17 protein-coding genes are annotated in these 16,259 nt (G+C 60.8%); 11 read left to right on the top strand and 6 right to left on the bottom strand.

Annotated features, from left to right (window positions below; genetic code table 11):
* Positions 1-14: 14 nt before the first annotated feature.
* From IE095_RS03110 to IE095_RS03120, 3 genes are all read left to right on the top strand, one after another.
* Positions 15-1,541, top strand: a complete 1,527-nt coding sequence (locus IE095_RS03110; RefSeq protein ID WP_189410171.1) for a DUF2125 domain-containing protein — start codon at positions 15-17, stop codon at positions 1,539-1,541.
* A 111-nt stretch (positions 1,542-1,652) separates the two neighbouring features.
* Positions 1,653-2,870: a urate hydroxylase PuuD gene (locus IE095_RS03115; protein WP_189410172.1), complete on the top strand. Its 1,218-nt coding sequence runs from the start codon at positions 1,653-1,655 to the stop codon at positions 2,868-2,870.
* Between the two features lie 3 nt (positions 2,871-2,873).
* Positions 2,874-3,662, top strand: coding sequence for a CPBP family intramembrane glutamic endopeptidase (locus IE095_RS03120; protein WP_189410173.1), 789 nt, complete (start codon positions 2,874-2,876; stop codon positions 3,660-3,662).
* Here the strand turns inward: IE095_RS03120 and IE095_RS03125 are convergent.
* The 5 genes from IE095_RS03125 to gloB all read right to left on the bottom strand — a co-directional run bounded on the left by IE095_RS03125 (position 3,646) and on the right by gloB (position 8,453).
* Positions 3,646-4,599 carry a M23 family metallopeptidase gene (locus tag IE095_RS03125; protein ID WP_189410174.1) on the bottom strand — a complete coding sequence of 318 codons (954 nt, stop codon included), beginning with the start codon at positions 4,597-4,599 and terminating at the stop codon, positions 3,646-3,648. The genes IE095_RS03120 and IE095_RS03125 overlap by 17 nt on opposite strands.
* A 1-nt stretch (position 4,600) precedes the next feature.
* A complete protein-coding gene (locus tag IE095_RS03130; protein ID WP_189410175.1) occupies positions 4,601-4,909 on the bottom strand; it encodes a CcdB family protein in 309 nt (102 codons plus the stop codon).
* Positions 4,909-5,136 carry a type II toxin-antitoxin system CcdA family antitoxin gene (locus IE095_RS03135; protein ID WP_189410176.1) on the bottom strand — a complete coding sequence of 76 codons (228 nt, stop codon included), beginning with the start codon at positions 5,134-5,136 and terminating at the stop codon, positions 4,909-4,911. The genes IE095_RS03130 and IE095_RS03135 overlap by 1 nt, the downstream gene beginning before the upstream one ends.
* A gap of 70 nt (positions 5,137-5,206) precedes the next feature.
* The gene (gene clpA / locus IE095_RS03140; RefSeq protein ID WP_189410177.1) at positions 5,207-7,525 is read right to left on the bottom strand and encodes an ATP-dependent Clp protease ATP-binding subunit ClpA; all 2,319 of its coding nucleotides are present in this window, start codon (positions 7,523-7,525) and stop codon (positions 5,207-5,209) included.
* Between the two features lie 160 nt (positions 7,526-7,685).
* Entirely contained in the window at positions 7,686-8,453 is a 768-nt protein-coding gene (gloB, locus tag IE095_RS03145) for a hydroxyacylglutathione hydrolase (protein ID WP_189410178.1), read from the bottom strand.
* Positions 8,454-8,513: 60 nt separating this feature from the next.
* Between gloB and IE095_RS03150 the strand changes: the two genes are divergently transcribed.
* The 8 genes from IE095_RS03150 to IE095_RS03185 all read left to right on the top strand — a co-directional run bounded on the left by IE095_RS03150 (position 8,514) and on the right by IE095_RS03185 (position 15,272).
* Positions 8,514-9,281 (top strand): class I SAM-dependent methyltransferase, encoded by a 768-nt coding sequence (locus IE095_RS03150; protein ID WP_189410179.1) that lies wholly within the window; start codon positions 8,514-8,516, stop codon positions 9,279-9,281.
* A 3-nt stretch (positions 9,282-9,284) separates the two neighbouring features.
* Positions 9,285-9,629 carry a hypothetical protein gene (locus IE095_RS03155; RefSeq protein ID WP_189410180.1) on the top strand — a complete coding sequence of 115 codons (345 nt, stop codon included), beginning with the start codon at positions 9,285-9,287 and terminating at the stop codon, positions 9,627-9,629.
* Positions 9,630-9,967: 338 nt separating this feature from the next.
* Positions 9,968-10,528 (top strand): F0F1 ATP synthase subunit delta, encoded by a 561-nt coding sequence (locus IE095_RS03160; protein WP_189410181.1) that lies wholly within the window; start codon positions 9,968-9,970, stop codon positions 10,526-10,528.
* A complete protein-coding gene (atpA, locus tag IE095_RS03165) occupies positions 10,528-12,066 on the top strand; it encodes a F0F1 ATP synthase subunit alpha (protein ID WP_189410182.1) in 1,539 nt (512 codons plus the stop codon). The genes IE095_RS03160 and atpA overlap by 1 nt, the downstream gene beginning before the upstream one ends.
* Positions 12,067-12,087: 21 nt before the next feature.
* On the top strand, positions 12,088-12,957 hold the full coding sequence (locus IE095_RS03170) for a F0F1 ATP synthase subunit gamma (protein WP_189410183.1): 870 nt from the start codon (positions 12,088-12,090) through the stop codon (positions 12,955-12,957).
* Between the two features lie 18 nt (positions 12,958-12,975).
* Entirely contained in the window at positions 12,976-14,415 is a 1,440-nt protein-coding gene (atpD, locus tag IE095_RS03175) for a F0F1 ATP synthase subunit beta (RefSeq protein WP_189410184.1), read from the top strand.
* Between the two features lie 10 nt (positions 14,416-14,425).
* On the top strand, positions 14,426-14,824 hold the full coding sequence (locus IE095_RS03180) for a F0F1 ATP synthase subunit epsilon (protein ID WP_189410185.1): 399 nt from the start codon (positions 14,426-14,428) through the stop codon (positions 14,822-14,824).
* A 94-nt stretch (positions 14,825-14,918) separates the two neighbouring features.
* Complete coding sequence (locus tag IE095_RS03185; protein WP_308428867.1) at positions 14,919-15,272, top strand: H-type lectin domain-containing protein; 354 nt, start codon at positions 14,919-14,921, stop codon at positions 15,270-15,272.
* A 13-nt stretch (positions 15,273-15,285) separates the two neighbouring features.
* Here IE095_RS03185 and IE095_RS03190 read toward each other — a convergent pair whose 3' ends face one another.
* Positions 15,286-16,257, bottom strand: a complete 972-nt coding sequence (locus IE095_RS03190) for a phosphatase PAP2 family protein (protein ID WP_189410186.1) — start codon at positions 16,255-16,257, stop codon at positions 15,286-15,288.
* Positions 16,258-16,259 lie beyond the last annotated feature (2 nt).

Raw genomic sequence — 16,259 nt, forward strand, 5'->3', positions numbered from 1 at the left:
CTTTGGAGGCCTCGATGTATTTCCGCAAATTCGCGCCGGTTGTCGGTGTTACCGCCCTGCTGTTGGGTTCCACCGCCGCCCATGCCCTGACCGGCGATGAAATCTGGGCCAGCTGGCAGGACACCGCCACCAAATCCGGCCTGACCTTGGCCGCTGAATCGGTCGCCAGCGAAGGCGGCGTGCTGAAACTGACCGGCCTGAGCCTGAAACAGTCGGTGCCGACCGAGGGCCTGAATCTGGACGTGTCACTGGCCGAAGTCACGATGACCGACAACAGTGATGGTTCGGTGGCGATCACAACCGCACCGGAAATGAAGGCCAGCTATGGTGCCGAGGGCGGTGTTTTCGGCCATGGTGCCATGACCATCGTCAACGAAGGTCTGGCTGTGACCGCCAAGTCCGAAGGTGGCGTCACCACCTATGACTATGCCGTCCCAAAACAGACCGTGACTGGCGATTTCAGTCCGCCCCCAGTGGTGGACGACATGTCGATGGAAGTTGTGCCGGGCGTCTTTACCTTCAGCGGCGAAACGCTGGATCAGTTGGGCAGCTATGTCTACACCACCGGCAGCAATGATACACTGGGCGTCAAATTCACGGCGGGCAAAACGACCCACAGCACCCAAACGAAAGCCATTGATGGCACGATCGTTTCGGATCAGACCGGCGAAGTTGACACGATGGCGGGTGATTCCACGATCACCTTTGGGGCGACGCAAAGCCTGTTCAACGTCAAGACCGCTGCGGATTTTCTGGCGCTGATGAACGACGGCTTGGCCATTTCAGCGGTGATCGACCAAGGGGCAACCCGTGGCACCACCAAGGAACTGAACCCAATGTTTGCGTATGAAGTCGTGACCAACGGTCAGCCCAGCAAGATCAGCCTGTCCTTTGACAAGACCGGCCTTGGTATGTCGGCCGCTTCGACGGGTGGTGACGCAGCCTTTACCTCGCCGATGGTCCCCGTGCCGGTCAATGCCGTCTTCGGCCCGGTCTCCATCGATTTCCGGATGCCCATCATGGGCAACGAAGCACAGGACTTCAAATTCCTGCTGGGCCTAGAATCGCTGACCCTGAACGAAGAAGTCTGGGCCATGGTCGATGCGGGGGCCACGCTGCCGCGTGATCCGCTGATGCTGAAAATCGACACCTCGGGCAAGGCCGTGTTCGACGTTTTCGGCATGATTGCCGCCGAAGAAGCCGGCACCGAACCGTCGGCTCCCGCCATCGACAGCCTGTCGATTTCGGCGATGAACCTGTCGGTGGCAGGCGCTTCGGTCGCCGCAACCGGCAACTTCACCTTCGACAATTCGATGGGTGTTCCGGTTCCGGCTGGCGTTGCCGATGTCCAACTCGATGGGGCCAATGGCCTGATGGACAAGCTGGTGGCGCTGGGTCTTCTGCCGCAACAGCAGGTCGACAGCGCGCGCATGATGATGGGCATGTTCTTCAAACCCGGCAATGGCGATGACAGCCTTGTCACCGCGATTGAGGCGAAAGAAGACGGCAGCATCTTCGTCAACGGCATGCAAATCCAATAAGCATTCCCAAGGGAATGCCACCAAGGGCCGCCTTTCGGGGCGGCCTTTTTCGTTTGGCGATTCCCAGACGCCCGCGAAGGCGCTAGCCTGTAGCAAAGCAGAGGTGCCAAAATGTATGACTGGGCGGTGTTATGGGCGTGGATCGAAATTGCGGCGCGCTGGACGCATGTCATCACCGCCATCGCCTGGATCGGCTCGTCCTTTTACTTCATCGCGCTGGACCTTGGCCTTTACCGCGACCGCAATCTGGCCAGCGGGGCCGATGGTGAGGAATGGCAGGTCCACGGCGGCGGCTTTTACCACATCCAGAAATATCTGGTCGCCCCCGCCTCGATGCCCGAACATCTCACTTGGTTCAAATGGGAAAGCTATGCCACCTGGCTGTCGGGTTTCACCATGCTGGTGCTGGTCTATTACCTTGGGGCCGAATTCTATCTGATTGACCCTTCGGTCATGGAACTGACCGTCACCCAAGCCGTCCTGATCTCCATCGCCTCGCTGGCCTTTGGCTGGCTGGCCTACAACACGCTCTGCCGCGTCTTTGTGAACGCCAACCAGACGGCCCTGATGGTCGCGCTGTTCGTGCTGCTGGTGGCGATGGCTTGGGGCTATACGCAGGTCTTTTCCGGCCGCGCCGCCCTGCTGCATCTGGGGGCCTTTACCGCCACAATCATGAGCGGGAACGTCTTCCTGGTCATCATCCCCAATCAAAAGATCGTCGTGGCCGATCTAAAGGCCGGTCGCAAACCCGATCCGAAATATGGCAAAATCGCCAAGCAGCGCAGCACCCACAACAACTATCTGACGCTGCCCGTCCTGTTCCTGATGCTGTCGAACCATTATCCGCTGGTCTTTGCCACCGAATACAACTGGCTGATCGCGGCGCTGGTGTTCCTGATGGGCGTCACCATCCGCCATTGGTTCAACACCGTCCATGCCCGCAAAGGCAACCCGCATTGGACATGGCCCCTGACCGTTGCCCTGTTCCTGCTGGCGATGTGGCTGTCCGCCCAGCCCATGCGCAAGGCCGAGGGGGAGGCTTTGGGGCCAAAGGCGCACAGCTTTGCACAGGCGGCGGGGTTTGAGGATGTGGTCAGCATTGTGCAGGGCCGCTGCTCCATGTGCCACGCCGCTGAACCCGCCTGGGCGGGGCTATACTGGCCCCCCAAGGGCGTGCGGCTGGAAACACCCGAACAGATTGCCGAACATGCCGAACAGATCGCCATGCAAGCCGGATACAGCCACGCCATGCCCCCCGCCAACCTAAGTTCTATGGAACCCGAAGAACGCGCCGCCATCGTCGCATGGTTCCGGGCGGGGCGCGGCTAAGACATGGTCCTGCGCAACTGGCTGCAACGCCATCCTATCACCGCCGCCCTGCTGATCTTGTTTCTTTGGATGGCGATCACCGTTCTGGGCAGCACCCTGAATTCCGGCGGCGTCCAGCGCACGCAGATCGAGGCGATCAGTGCCGGTGTCACTTGGCAAATCCTGCTGGCGGCGCTGTTCCTTTTGCTAGTGGCGCGTTGGCTGGGTTGGCGTGATCTGGGCTTTGTCCAAACCAACAGCTTGGCCGCTTTGCAACTGGCGTGGTTCCCCTCGCTTTACATTCTGCTTTTTGCCCTGATGGCCCTGATCGTCGGCCTGCCACCTTTGGGCTTTGTGCTGATTGTGCTGATCAACTGCCTGTTCGTCGGCCTTTCCGAAGAGCTGATGTTCCGCGGCATCCTCTTTGCCGCCTTCGCCCGCCGCTGGCCGATCTGGCCCGCCATTCTGGCCAGTTCGCTGCTGTTCGGGGCCATCCACAGCCTGAACGCCTTTGGCACGGGAATGTTGTTCTTAGCCCTGCTGCAATCGGTTGCGGCCAGCCTTTCGGGCCTGTTCCTGATCGCCCTGCGCCTGCGCAGCAGGTCGCTTTGGCCGCCGATTGTGTTTCATGCCGTCTGGAATTTTGCCCTGCTCACGGCGGGGGGGGCCGCGATGGGGCAGGTGGACATGACCGAAGCTGCCGCCAGTGTTGGTCTGCGCCAAGGTCTCTTGGCGATTGCATTCCAACTGCCCATCGCGCTTTATGCGCTTTACCTGCTGCGCCACATCCACCGGGTCAGGGCAGAACCGTGACCGTCGCCGTCGCGCTGTCGATTTCAACCCCATCCCGCATAAGCGTGAAGACCGTCGTATAGGTGCCGGGCGGCCAACCTCCCGCCGAAAGTTTCTTGCCAAAGGCGCGGTAAAGTTGGGCCTGCGTCTTTTCCAGCGGAAAAAAATCGATCAGCATGTCGCCCTCGGCTGTGGTCGTGGCATGGTGCAACTCGTCCCCCGCTTGCGCGCCAAACACATACGCCCAAGCCACCATCGCCGAGGCATCGGGCAGCAACGCGTCGGGCACGGTCATCCCTGCCTTGATCGCCTCAAATTCCGGCAAATGATCGGCATAGCCCGCCGCGATGATGCCGCCCGCCTGATAGGTGATCGGCTCCTCCCACAGCGTGGCCTGCGCGGCACCGCAACGGGCCTGATCTTCGGGCGCGAAAGGGTCGATCTTCTTATCCCCCCGCCGCACCGAAAGATGTACATGCGGAAACTGCGTTTCGCCCGAAAGCCCGACCTGTCCCAGGATTTGGCCCTGTTCCACGGTCTCGCCCTTGCCGACGTTCAGACTGCCCTGTTTCATGTGGCAATACTGCGTCTGCCAGCCGCCCGGATGGCCCAGAACCACACCGTTTCCGCATTCCCGCCCAGCAATCTCGGGCCGGTTGGCATCCGTCACCAGAACATCCGCCATTCCATCCCGCACCCCCAGCACAACCCCTTCGGCCGCAGCCAGAACATTCACCCCCGCCTCCATCGCCGCCAGTGAGGGCAGGGCAAAGTCGGTGCCGTCATGCCCGTCATAGGCCAAGGTGCCGCAGGTAAAATCCGTGGCGGCGGGGCCGGGGTCGTGGTCGGAAAATTGCTGGATGAAACATGTCTCGCCCAGCGTGCAATCCACTGGAAAGCCAAGGTCAAAGGCTTGGGCCGGCAGGGCGAAAAGGCTCAGGGCAAGCATCAGACGCATGTCAAAGCCCCTTGAACAGCAGGTCAACCGCGCGGGTCAGATCGTCGCGCAGCTGGCGGGCTTGCCCAAGCGTTTCCCGCAAATCGCCCAACGGCACCGCGCTTAGCGATTGGATAAGAACCGCATAGGGCTGACTGTTGAATTGCACAGTGGGACAAAGCCCGCGCGGTTGTGGCCCGATTTTCGCCAATGGGATCAAAGGGGCGACGATTCGTGTGGCAAGCCCCTCATGTAGGTCGTCTTGCAAAACCACGGTAAGGGCGCTTTTGCCAAGCCTGCAAATGTCGAACTGCCGCGCGGCGACGGCCATCAGAAAACCCGATAGGCTTCTAGGGGCAAACCCTCGGCTTCCACAAAGGCGTTGTAACGCTGGATCGCCTCGGCATTCTCGCGCTTCCAGGCCTCAGCCCGCGCCTGTTTCAGCTCCGCAAATATCCCCGCCTCGGCGGCGCGGGACAGGTTGATGCCATGGCTTTTCGCCTCGTCCAAAAGGGCGGCGTCCAAGGTCATGCTGGTGGGGCGGCGATGGGCTGTCATGGTCTGAAACATACCGCAAAACAGACCACCGATCCACAATGAAAAGGGCGGGTTTTCACCCGCCCCTCCTTCATTCCGCCGTCAGCAGGGGCGGCTTTTGACCCGTCAGCCGTGGCTTCTGTGGTTCCTGCACATCCAGCACGATGGCATCGTCCTTGACCCGAACGATCACCACACCACCCTTTTGCAGCTTGCCGAACAGCAGCTCCTCGGCCAGCGGCTTTTTGATGTGTTCCTGGATCACCCGGCCCAAAGGCCGCGCGCCCATCTTGTCGTCATAACCCTTGTCTCCCAGCCAAAGCGCCGCCTCGGGCGTCAGTTCGATATGCACGTTGCGGTCTATCAGCTGCGCCTCAAGCTGAAGCACAAACTTTTCGACGACTTGCAGGATCACCTCTTTCGGCAGCGCCGCAAAGCTGACCACAGCGTCCAGACGATTGCGGAATTCGGGGGTGAACAGCTTTTCGATGGCGGCGGTATCTTCGCCCTCGCGCTTGTCGCGGCCGAAACCGATGGCGGCTTTCTGCATGTCGGCGGCCCCGGCGTTCGAGGTCATGATGAGGATCACGTTGCGGAAATCCACCTGACGGCCGTTATGGTCGGTCAGTTTGCCGTGGTCCATCACCTGCAGCAGGATGTTGTAGACATCCGGATGCGCCTTTTCGATTTCATCCAGCAGCAGCACGCAATGCGGGTGCTGGTCGATGCCGTCGGTCAGCATGCCGCCCTGATCAAAGCCGACATAGCCGGGCGGAGCACCGATCAGGCGGGAAACGGCGTGTTTCTCCATATACTCCGACATGTCGAAACGCAGCAGTTCCACACCCAAGGAGCTGGCCAGTTGCTTGGCCACCTCGGTCTTGCCCACACCCGTCGGCCCGGCGAAGAGATAGTTGCCGATGGGCTTTTCCGGTTCGCGCAGGCCGGCGCGGGCCAGTTTGATGGCGGAACACAGGGCTTCCACCGCCTTGTCCTGCCCAAAGACCACACGTTTCAGCGTCTTTTCCAGATCGCGCAGGGTTTCGGCATCGTCTTTGCTGACGTTCTTCGGCGGGATGCGGGCGATTTTCGCCACCACCGCCTCGATCTCTTTCAGGCCCAGCGTCTTGCGCTTTTTCGATTCGGGCAGAAGGTGCTGTGCCGCCCCAGCCTCATCAATCACATCAATCGCGCTGTCGGGCAGCTTGCGGTCGTTGATGTAGCGCGAGGCCAGTTCCACCGCAGCCTTGATGGCGTCGTTGGTGTAGCGCAGGTCGTGGTGTTCTTCGAAATGCGGCTTCAGCCCCATCAGGATCTTGATGGCATCCGGCACCGAAGGTTCATTCACGTCGATCTTCTGGAACCGGCGGGAAAGGGCGCGGTCTTTTTCAAAGTGCTGACGGAATTCTTTATAGGTGGTGGAACCCATGCAGCGCAGTTTGCCGCCCTGCAACGCCGGTTTCAGCAGGTTCGAGGCATCCATCGCCCCGCCCGAGGTCGCGCCTGCGCCGATCACCGTGTGGATTTCGTCGATGAACAGGATAGCGTCGGGGTGATCCTCAAGTTCTTTCACCACGGCCTTTAGCCGTTCTTCAAAGTCGCCGCGATAGCGGGTGCCGGCCAGCAATGCGCCCATGTCGAGCGAGAAGATCGTGGCACCCGACAGGATATCTGGGGTTTCCCCCTGCACGATCTTGCGCGCCAGACCTTCGGCGATGGCCGTTTTGCCCACGCCCGGATCGCCCACCAGCAGCGGGTTGTTCTTGCGGCGGCGGCAAAGCACCTGAATGCAACGCTCCACCTCGGACTCGCGGCCGATCAGTGGGTCAACGTCGCCCTTGCGGGCTTTCACGTTCAGATCGACGCAGTATTTCGACAGCGCCGATTCCTTGGCCTCCCCGGCCTCGGCCTTGGGCGTCTCATGATGTTCTTCGGCCCCGGCGACAGGACGGGCTTCGCCATAAGACGGGTCTTTCGCCACGCCATGCGCGATGAAATTCACCGCGTCATAGCGGGTCATGTCCTGTTCTTGCAGGAAATAGGCCGCGTTCGACTCGCGTTCGGCAAAGATCGCGACAAGGACATTGGCCCCCGTCACCTCGGTCCGCCCCGACGACTGAACATGGATCGCGGCGCGCTGGATCACACGCTGGAAGGCGGCGGTCGGTACGGCCTCAGACCCCTCCACATCCGTCACAAGGGTCGACAGGTCATCCTCGATAAAATCGGTCAGCGTCTTGCGCAATTCGTCCAGATTGACCGAACAAGCCTTCATCACCCTTGCCGCATCCGGTTCGTCGATCAGGGCCAGCAGCAGATGCTCCAGGGTTGCCAACTCGTGGCGGCGGGCATTGGCCAGAGCCAGCGCCCCGTGGATGGCTTGTTCAAGCGTCGTCGAAAATGATGGCACGATGGCGTGCTCCTGTCCTGCGGGCGGGGGTGGCGGAATAGCCCAGTTCCTACCCTTGTCTCATAAGTTTAAAGATCGGTTTTATTCCGACGACTTCAAGTCAAATCTCTGCCCATTTGATGGGCAGAGGGTCTCTTGCAGGAAAACGTGATCAAAGGCGTCAGAAATTGTTCTTCCGGGTGCGGATTTCGGCAAAGACATCGACATCACTGGCCCCTTCCATCCCCACCGCCGCCTTCAGCGCAGGCAGATGGGCACGCAGGAAGGGGTTGGTCGCCAGTTCATCCGACAACAGCGAAGGAACAGTCGGCTGCCCTTTTTCCCGTGCGGCCGCAATCGCCGCAACCCGCAAGATAAGCGCCGGATTTTCGGGTTCAAGGCTTGCCGCAAAGCGCGCATTGCCGGTGGTGTATTCATGGCCCGAACAGATCACCGTTTCCGGGGGCAGGGCGGACAGACGCTGCATCGTGTCCCACATCTGTGCGGGCGTCCCCTCAAACAACCTCCCGCAGCCCATCGCCATCAGGCTGTCGGCGGTAAAGGCATAGCCCGACTTGGGCAGATACAGCGCGATATGCCCGACCGTATGGCCTGGCACGTCGATAATCTCCACCGGCTCGCCCGCGAAATCAAAGCTCTGCCCCGGCTCCACCACCAGATCCAAAGGCGGCAGGCGGTGCGCATCGGCCTTGGCCCCCAGAACCTTGGCCCCCGTCGTCACCACCATGTCCGGCACGCCCTGAATATGGTCGTCATGATGGTGCGTCAGCCAGATCTGGTCCAGCGTCCAGCCCTTTTCCTTTAACACGGCCAGAATCGGCCCAGCCTCGGGCACGTCGATCAGCGCCGTGGCCCCGCTGGCCACATCATGGACCAGAAAGGCGTAATTGTCCGAAAGACAGGGGATCGTCACCAGTTCAAGCGCCATTTCCATCGTTCCAATCTGCGGTATGCTGGGCCCAATGTAGTCACAGGGCCAGCCGCCGCAATGCATCTTGATGTTCTTGACCTGCGGAACTTTTACTACCGCACCCAATTGGGCCGCGTTGCCCAAAGGGCGATCCGTGACCGCGTCATGGGGCTTTGGTCCGGTTTCAATGGCCAAACGGTCGTCGGCTACGGCTTTGCAGTGCCCCTGCTGCGCCCCTTTCTGCCTGAGGCGCGGCGCGTCATCGGCCTTATGCCCGGCCCTCAAGGGGTGATGCCTTGGCCTGCGGGGGCCGAGAATGTCTCGGTCCTTTGCGAAGAAACCGATTGGCCGCTGCCCACCGGCCTCGTCGACCGCCTCATCGTCATGCACGGGCTGGAAACCAGCGAACATCCGGGCCGCGTGCTGGAAGAAAGCCACCGCGTTCTGGGGCCGGGCGGCAAGGCGCTGTTCATCGTCCCCAACCGATCCGGCCTTTGGGCGCGGGGCGACGGCACCCCTTTTGGCTTTGGTCGCCCCTATTCCCTGCGCCAGTTGGAGGATCAGTTGAAACTCCACGGCTTTACCCCCGAACGCCATCAGGCGGCGCTGTTCTCGCCGCCATCACCGCGCCGCTTTTGGCTGCGCACATCGGGGTTCTGGGAAAAGGCAGGGGGGCGCTTCATGCCTTGGCTGGTGGGTGGTGTGCTGATCGTTGAGGCGTCAAAGCAGGTTTATGCCCCCACCCGTGGCGGTCTCGGTGCTGTCGTTCGTCGCCCGCTGAAAGCGTTGGGCGCTGCCCCCGAACCTGTTCCCACCCCACTGCAGACCCCAACCCTTGAAAGGTAGACCATGTTCGGCAAAACTCTGCTTTCTCTCGCCCTCATCATGCCCCTGACAGCCTTGGCCCAGCAGGCCGATGGCACTTGGCGTTGTGTCGCCAATGGCAACATCCCCATCGGCATCGTCGCGATCACGGGCACCAACTATACTTTCACCGCCACCAACACCGCCTTTGATCCGGTCGACAATGCCTCAAACGGCACAGGCACCCTCGCCTATGACGGCCCCTATCTTCTGCCACAAGACGGCCCGTTGGTCAGTGATTTCGGTGTGACAGGGCATCTGGACGACAACATCGGCTATCTCGATTGGAACAACAACGACGGCAATCTTATGGGCTGCCGCCGCGCCTGAAACGTTATCGTCCTCGCTTTGGGGAAGGCCACCGTTCTTTCCCAAAGCCCCCCCGATTCACCCGATCTTCACCATTCTGTTACGCGCCCCGACGGCCTGACCCAGAAACTTTTGACCAGATTTTGCAGCCCAGAAGGGCAGAACAATACAAGCCACGGAAATCATTCATTTTTGCCCATAACCCCCTTTCCACATTTCCCAAGCTAATCGGTTGCGGGGTTGGGAAGGCTCTGCTAGAGACGCCTCGAATTTGCAGGGAACCGCCCGTTCCCCGAATGATACGCCTTGCCCAAGCAGCCCTTCAGCCAGCGGCAAGGCCCCAAAGCGGAAGGAATGACGTGTCGGAACCAGCTTCGATTTCTTCTGGCATCGCGGCGCGCTATGCGCAGGCCCTGTTTGAACTGTCACGCGAAGCCAGCGCCCTCAACGCCCTTGAAAAAGATGTGGATGCGCTTGACGCAGCCCTCACCACCAGCGCCGATCTGCGCGACATGATCGCCTCGCCGGTCATCACCCGCGACGAACAGGGCAAGGCCATTGCCGCCCTTGGCGCGGCGCTGAACCTGTCGGATATCACCAAGAACACTCTTGCGCTGATGGCCGCTAATCGCCGTCTTTTCGCGCTGGCCCCGCTGGTCGCCGATCTGCGCGCCCGCATCGCCGCCGAAAAGGGCGAGATCACCGCCGAAGTCACCTCGGCCACTGCGCTGACCGCAACGCAAGCCGACAAACTGGCTGCGACGCTGAAAGCGAAGGCCGGCAAGGAAGTGAAACTGAAAACCGCCGTCGATGAATCCCTTATCGGTGGCATGATCGTCAAGCTGGGCTCGACCATGATCGACACCTCGATCAAGTCGAAGCTTTCGGCCCTGCAAAATGCAATGAAAGAGGTTGGGTAATGGGAATCCAGGCTGCTGAAATCTCTGCTATTCTGAAAGAGCAGATCAAGAACTTCGGCAAAGACGCCGCCGTGGCCGAAGTGGGCCGGGTGCTGAGCGTTGGCGACGGGATTGCCCGCGTCCACGGGCTGGACAATGTTCAGGCCGGTGAAATGGTCGAATTCCCCGGTGGCATCCGCGGGATGGCGCTGAACCTTGAAATCGACAACGTCGGCGTCGTGATCTTCGGTGACGACCGCGCGATCAAGGAAGGCGACACCGTCAAGCGCACAAAGTCCATCGTGGACGTACCTGCTGGTGACGCGCTTCTGGGTCGTGTTGTCGATGGTCTGGGCAACCCGATTGACGGCAAAGGTCCGATTGCGGCCACCGAGCGGCGCGTGGCCGACGTCAAGGCCCCGGGCATCATTCCCCGCCGTGGCGTGCATGAGCCGATGGCCACCGGCCTGAAATCGGTGGACGCGATGATCCCCGTTGGCCGTGGCCAGCGCGAGCTGATCATCGGTGACCGTCAGACCGGCAAGACCGCCATCGCGCTGGACACGATCCTGAACCAGAAGTCGTACAACGACGCCGCTGGCACCGACGAATCGAAAAAGCTGTATTGCGTCTATGTCGCCATCGGCCAAAAGCGTTCGACCGTCGCCCAGTTGGTGAAGAAACTGGAAGAAACCGGCGCCATCGACTACACCATCGTCGTTGCCGCCACCGCTTCGGACCCGGCCCCGATGCAGTTCCTGGCGCCCTATTCGGCGACCGCCATTGCGGAATACTTCCGCGACAACGGCCGTCACGCCCTGATTATCTATGATGATCTCTCCAAACAGGCTGTGGCTTACCGTCAGATGTCGCTGCTTCTGCGCCGTCCGCCGGGGCGTGAAGCCTATCCGGGCGACGTGTTCTACCTCCACTCCCGCCTGCTGGAACGTTCGGCCAAGCTGAACAAAGACCATGGCGCTGGCTCGCTGACCGCTCTGCCGATCATCGAAACCCAGGGCGGCGACGTGTCGGCCTTTATTCCGACGAACGTGATCTCGATCACCGACGGCCAGATCTTCTTGGAAACCGAACTGTTCTATCAGGGCGTCCGCCCGGCTGTGAACACCGGCCTTTCCGTGTCGCGTGTGGGCTCTTCCGCCCAGACCAACGCCATGAAATCGGTCGCCGGTAAGGTCAAACTGGAACTGGCCCAATACCGCGAAATGGCGGCCTTTGCCCAGTTTGGTTCCGACCTTGACGCCTCCACCCAGCAGTTGCTGAACCGGGGTGCCCGTCTGACCGAGCTGATGAAACAGCCGCAATACTCGCCCCTGACCAACGCCGAAATCGTCTGCATCATCTATGCAGGCACCAACGGCTATCTCGACAAGGTCGCGGTGAAAGACGTGGGCCGGTATGAGGCGGCATTGCTGAAATACCTGCGTTCCACCGGCAAGGATCTGCTGGACGACATCACCAAGAACGACCGCAAAGTGGCGGGCGATCTGGAAAAGTCGATCCGCGCTGCGCTGGACGCTTTCGCCAAAGACTTCGTGTAATAGGTCAAAGGAGCCGGGTGAATGCCGAGCCTAAAGGACCTTAAAAACCGGATCGGAAGCGTGAAAAACACGCGGAAGATCACCAAGGCGATGCAGATGGTCGCTGCCGCAAAACTGCGCCGTGCGCAGGATGCTGCCGAGGCTGCGCGTCCCTATGCCGAACGGATGAACGCCGTGATGGCAGGCCTTGCCGCAGGTGTAGGCCAATCGACAAGCGCGCCCCGCCTTCTGGCGGGGACGGGCGGCGATCAGGTGCATCTCTTGGTCGTCATGACCTCAGAGCGCGGGCTGTGCGGGGGGTTCAACTCCACCATCGTCCGTCTGGCACGCGCCCATGCCAATGCCCTGATCGCGGCGGGTAAAACCGTCAAGATTCTGACCGTCGGCAAAAAAGGCCGCGAGCAGCTCAAGCGGGATCTGGGCCATCTGTTCGTCAACCACGTTGACCTCAGCGAAGTGAAACGCGTGGGTTATTCCAACGCGCAGACCATCGCGCAGGAAATCCTGTCCCGCTTTGCGGCGGGCGAATTCGATGTGGCGACGCTGTTCTTCAACCGCTTCCAATCGGTGATCAGCCAGATCCCGACGGCGCAGCAGGTGATCCCGGCCAAGTTCGAAGGCGAGGCGACGGTTTCCGCGCTTTACGACTACGAACCCGGCGAAGAGGCCATTCTGGCCGATCTTCTGCCGCGCGGTCTGGCGACGCATGTCTTCACCGCCTTGCTGGAAAACGCGGCCTCGGAACAGGGCGCACGGATGTCGGCCATGGACAACGCGACCCGCAACGCGGGCGAGATGATCAACAAGCTGACCATCCAGTACAACCGTTCGCGCCAAGCCGCGATCACCAAAGAACTGATCGAGATTATCTCGGGCGCCGAAGCGCTTTAAGGAACCGGAGACAAAGATATGGCGAAAGCACCGAAAGCAGCCGCAGCAGGCAAGGTGACGCAGGTCATCGGCGCTGTTGTGGACGTCCAATTCGAAGGGGCTCTGCCCGCAATTCTGAACGCGCTCGAAACCGAAAACAACGGCAAGCGGCTGGTGTTGGAAGTGGCGCAGCATCTGGGCGAAAACACCGTTCGCGCGATTGCGATGGACGCGACTGAAGGTCTGGTCCGTGGTGCCGCTGTGACCGACACCGGGGCTGCGATCTCGGTTCCCGTCGGCAACGCGACGCTGGGACGCATCCTGAACGTGGTGGGCGAGCCCATCGACGAAAAAGGCCCGGTTGCGGCGACGGAAACCCGTGCGATCCACCAGCCGGCCCCGGACTTTGCGCAACAGTCGACCGAAGCCCAGATCCTTGTCACCGGCATCAAGGTGATTGACCTGCTGGCCCCCTATTCCAAGGGCGGCAAGATCGGCCTGTTCGGCGGCGCAGGCGTGGGCAAGACGGTTCTGATTCAGGAACTGATCAACAACATCGCCAAAGTGCACTCGGGCTATTCCGTGTTCGCAGGCGTGGGTGAGCGGACGCGTGAAGGCAACGACCTTTATCACGAATTCATCGAGGCCGGCGTTATCAACATTGACGACCTTGAAAAGTCCAAAGTGGCGCTTGTCTTCGGTCAGATGAACGAACCCCCGGGGGCGCGTATGCGTGTGGCCCTGTCCGGTCTGACGCTGGCCGAACAGTTCCGTGACCAGTCGGGTACCGACGTTCTGTTCTTTGTCGACAACATCTTCCGCTTTACCCAAGCGGGTTCGGAAGTGTCGGCTTTGCTGGGCCGTATCCCGTCGGCCGTGGGCTATCAGCCGACGCTGGCGACCGACATGGGTGCCCTGCAAGAACGCATCACCTCGACCAAGAACGGCTCGATCACCTCGGTTCAGGCCATCTACGTTCCGGCCGACGACTTGACCGACCCGGCCCCGGCCACCTCTTTCGCCCACTTGGACGCAACGACGACCCTGAGCCGCGCCATTTCGGAACTGGGGATCTATCCGGCGGTGGACCCGTTGGACAGCACCTCGCGTCTGATGGACCCGAAAATCGTGGGCGAAGAGCATTATAACGTGGCCCGTTCGGTGCAGGGCGTTCTGCAACGCTACAAATCGCTGCAAGACATCATCGCCATCCTTGGGATGGACGAACTGTCGGAAGAGGACAAGCTGACCGTGGCCCGCGCCCGGAAAATCCAGCGTTTCCTGTCGCAGCCGTTTGACGTGGCGAAAGTCTTCACCGGTTCGGACGGCGTTCAGGTTCCGCTGGACAAAACCATCGCCTCGTTCAAGGCCGTGGTTGCAGGCGAATATGACCATCTGCCCGAGGCCGCCTTCTATATGGTCGGCGACATCGAAGACGTGAAAGCCAAAGCCGCGAAACTGGCTGCGGCAGCAGCCTGAGGGGATTGAAATGGCAGGAACCCTGCAATTCGATCTGGTCAGCCCCGAACGTCGCCTGGCTTCGGTTCAGGCGACCGAGGTCCAGATCCCGGCGGTCGAAGGCGACATGACGGCGATGGCGGGGCATAGCCCCACCATCACCACCCTGCGCCCCGGCCTGCTGCGCGCCGTTTCGAACGAAGGCACCAAGGCCTATGCCGTGACCGGCGGTTTTGCCGAAATCACCGCAACCGGCGTTTCGGTTCTGGCCGAACGTGCCATTCCGGTGGAAGAGGCGAACGCAGCGGTCATGGACGAGTTGATCGCCCAAGCCCGGGCGGCAGCCGCCGCCGCCCCGCCGGATGGCCGCGATGCGGCGGACAAGCTGGTGTCGGATTTCGTGGCGCTCAAGGCCGCAACCGGGCACTGATCTGTCCGAACGTGAGACAACCGAAAGGCCCCGTGTTTACCGGGGCCTTTTTCTTTTGCTATGATGCGATTGGGTCGGGATTTTAAGGAATTGAATGGTGAAGCGGATTACGCGGGGCGTCATAGGCATTCAGCAGGGGAAACTCATGCTGTTCTCCGACTTTGCCGATGGCGGTGAAATGTGGACGGGGCAGGGCCCCCGCGAAGTGCGGCGCGAGGTCAAGTTCAAGGAACCCTTTTTGGAACCACCCGCTGTCCTGACAGGTCTATCGATGTGGGACATGGACAACCGTCAGAACGGCCGCATGGACCTTGGTGTGGATGAGGTGACATCGACAGGCTTTACCATCATCTTCCGCACCTGGGCCGACACCCGCATCGCCCGCGTCCGCGCCGACTGGACTGCCATTGGCGCCATCAAAGACGAAGATGTGTGGGAGATTGAGTAGCAAAAGCAACCAGCTAGATCGCGCCGTCCGCCTTACCACTAATCATTCTGCGCGCCACTATTTCGCAAAACAGGAACAGCACCACAGCCGCCAGCACATCCACCAGATGATGCCCCCCATGCGAAAGGGTGGCGGGGATCATCGCCAGACTTGCCAAGGCAAAGAGCCCGAAGAACATCGTTCTGTAGGAATACCATGCCACCAACAGCGCCATCACCATGTGATAGGATGGAAAGGCCACCACCCCTATGATCGTATCAGGCCCGATCCGATCTGGCCCCCGTTCCACCAGTTGCACCAACTTGGCGCCATATTCCGAATCCACCACCAAATGGATCCGCGCCGCCGTCTCGGCCGCGATCTGGATATAGGCCGCCGGGCCGATACTGGGCCAAAGCCACCAGCAGCCGACCGCCAGGCCCAAAGCTGCCATACCCACCAAAAGCATCCGGTGTAGATCCGTCTCTCGTCCCATCAGCCCTAGAATGACAATCAGCAGCGCAACCTGCACCAAAGCCGTGTCATAGATCCGACCCAGCGCAATGCCCAAAGCGGGATATTCGGCCAATCCTCTGACAAAACCGCCCCAATCGTAACCCAGCTGCGCATCGACCGCCATCAGCCCGCTATCCACCAAAGGATGCGGCAGCGGAAACAGCGAAAAGATAAAGATGGCTGCAAAGGCGCAAAAGCTCATGAACAGGCCGACACCAATCGCGCAAAGTCCCAGACGCGGCGACGCTTTGTAGCGTCTGGCATAGACCCCCAGCACGATCATGCCCAAGGCCGCCAGAATTCCCAGAGCGAACTCTGACCAAGCCACCTGCCGCCCCTGAGTCAACGCCAACGCGACGCTGCCCAGCCCCAAAGCCACCACAAGGCCGAACAGCAACCATTCCGCAGGCCGCAGCAGCGATCCGACGGCATGCGGTGAAAAGGGGCCCGCTGATCCAGAACCTGTCGTCGTCATGCCTGTCCCGATCATCC

It is taken from the genome of Neogemmobacter tilapiae, from assembly GCF_014652215.1.
GTDB lineage: Bacteria > Pseudomonadota > Alphaproteobacteria > Rhodobacterales > Rhodobacteraceae > Neogemmobacter > Neogemmobacter tilapiae.

Bases quoted from the DNA above. Each gene is read 5' to 3' on its own strand.
- IE095_RS03110 (WP_189410171.1), top strand. From the start codon at position 15: ATGTATTTCCGCAAATTCGCGCCGGTTGTCGGTGTTACCGCCCTGCTG.
- IE095_RS03115 (WP_189410172.1), top strand. From the start codon at position 1,653: ATGTATGACTGGGCGGTGTTATGGGCGTGGATCGAAATTGCGGCGCGC.
- IE095_RS03120 (WP_189410173.1), top strand. From the start codon at position 2,874: ATGGTCCTGCGCAACTGGCTGCAACGCCATCCTATCACCGCCGCCCTG.
- IE095_RS03125 (WP_189410174.1), bottom strand. From the start codon at position 4,599: ATGCGTCTGATGCTTGCCCTGAGCCTTTTCGCCCTGCCGGCCCAAGCC.
- IE095_RS03130 (WP_189410175.1), bottom strand. From the start codon at position 4,909: ATGGCCGTCGCCGCGCGGCAGTTCGACATTTGCAGGCTTGGCAAAAGC.
- IE095_RS03135 (WP_189410176.1), bottom strand. From the start codon at position 5,136: ATGACAGCCCATCGCCGCCCCACCAGCATGACCTTGGACGCCGCCCTT.
- gloB (WP_189410178.1), bottom strand. From the start codon at position 8,453: ATGGCGCTTGAACTGGTGACGATCCCCTGTCTTTCGGACAATTACGCC.
- IE095_RS03150 (WP_189410179.1), top strand. From the start codon at position 8,514: ATGCATCTTGATGTTCTTGACCTGCGGAACTTTTACTACCGCACCCAA.
- IE095_RS03155 (WP_189410180.1), top strand. From the start codon at position 9,285: ATGTTCGGCAAAACTCTGCTTTCTCTCGCCCTCATCATGCCCCTGACA.
- atpA (WP_189410182.1), top strand. From the start codon at position 10,528: ATGGGAATCCAGGCTGCTGAAATCTCTGCTATTCTGAAAGAGCAGATC.
- IE095_RS03170 (WP_189410183.1), top strand. From the start codon at position 12,088: ATGCCGAGCCTAAAGGACCTTAAAAACCGGATCGGAAGCGTGAAAAAC.
- atpD (WP_189410184.1), top strand. From the start codon at position 12,976: ATGGCGAAAGCACCGAAAGCAGCCGCAGCAGGCAAGGTGACGCAGGTC.
- IE095_RS03180 (WP_189410185.1), top strand. From the start codon at position 14,426: ATGGCAGGAACCCTGCAATTCGATCTGGTCAGCCCCGAACGTCGCCTG.
- IE095_RS03185 (WP_308428867.1), top strand. From the start codon at position 14,919: ATGGTGAAGCGGATTACGCGGGGCGTCATAGGCATTCAGCAGGGGAAA.
- IE095_RS03190 (WP_189410186.1), bottom strand. From the start codon at position 16,257: ATGATCGGGACAGGCATGACGACGACAGGTTCTGGATCAGCGGGCCCC.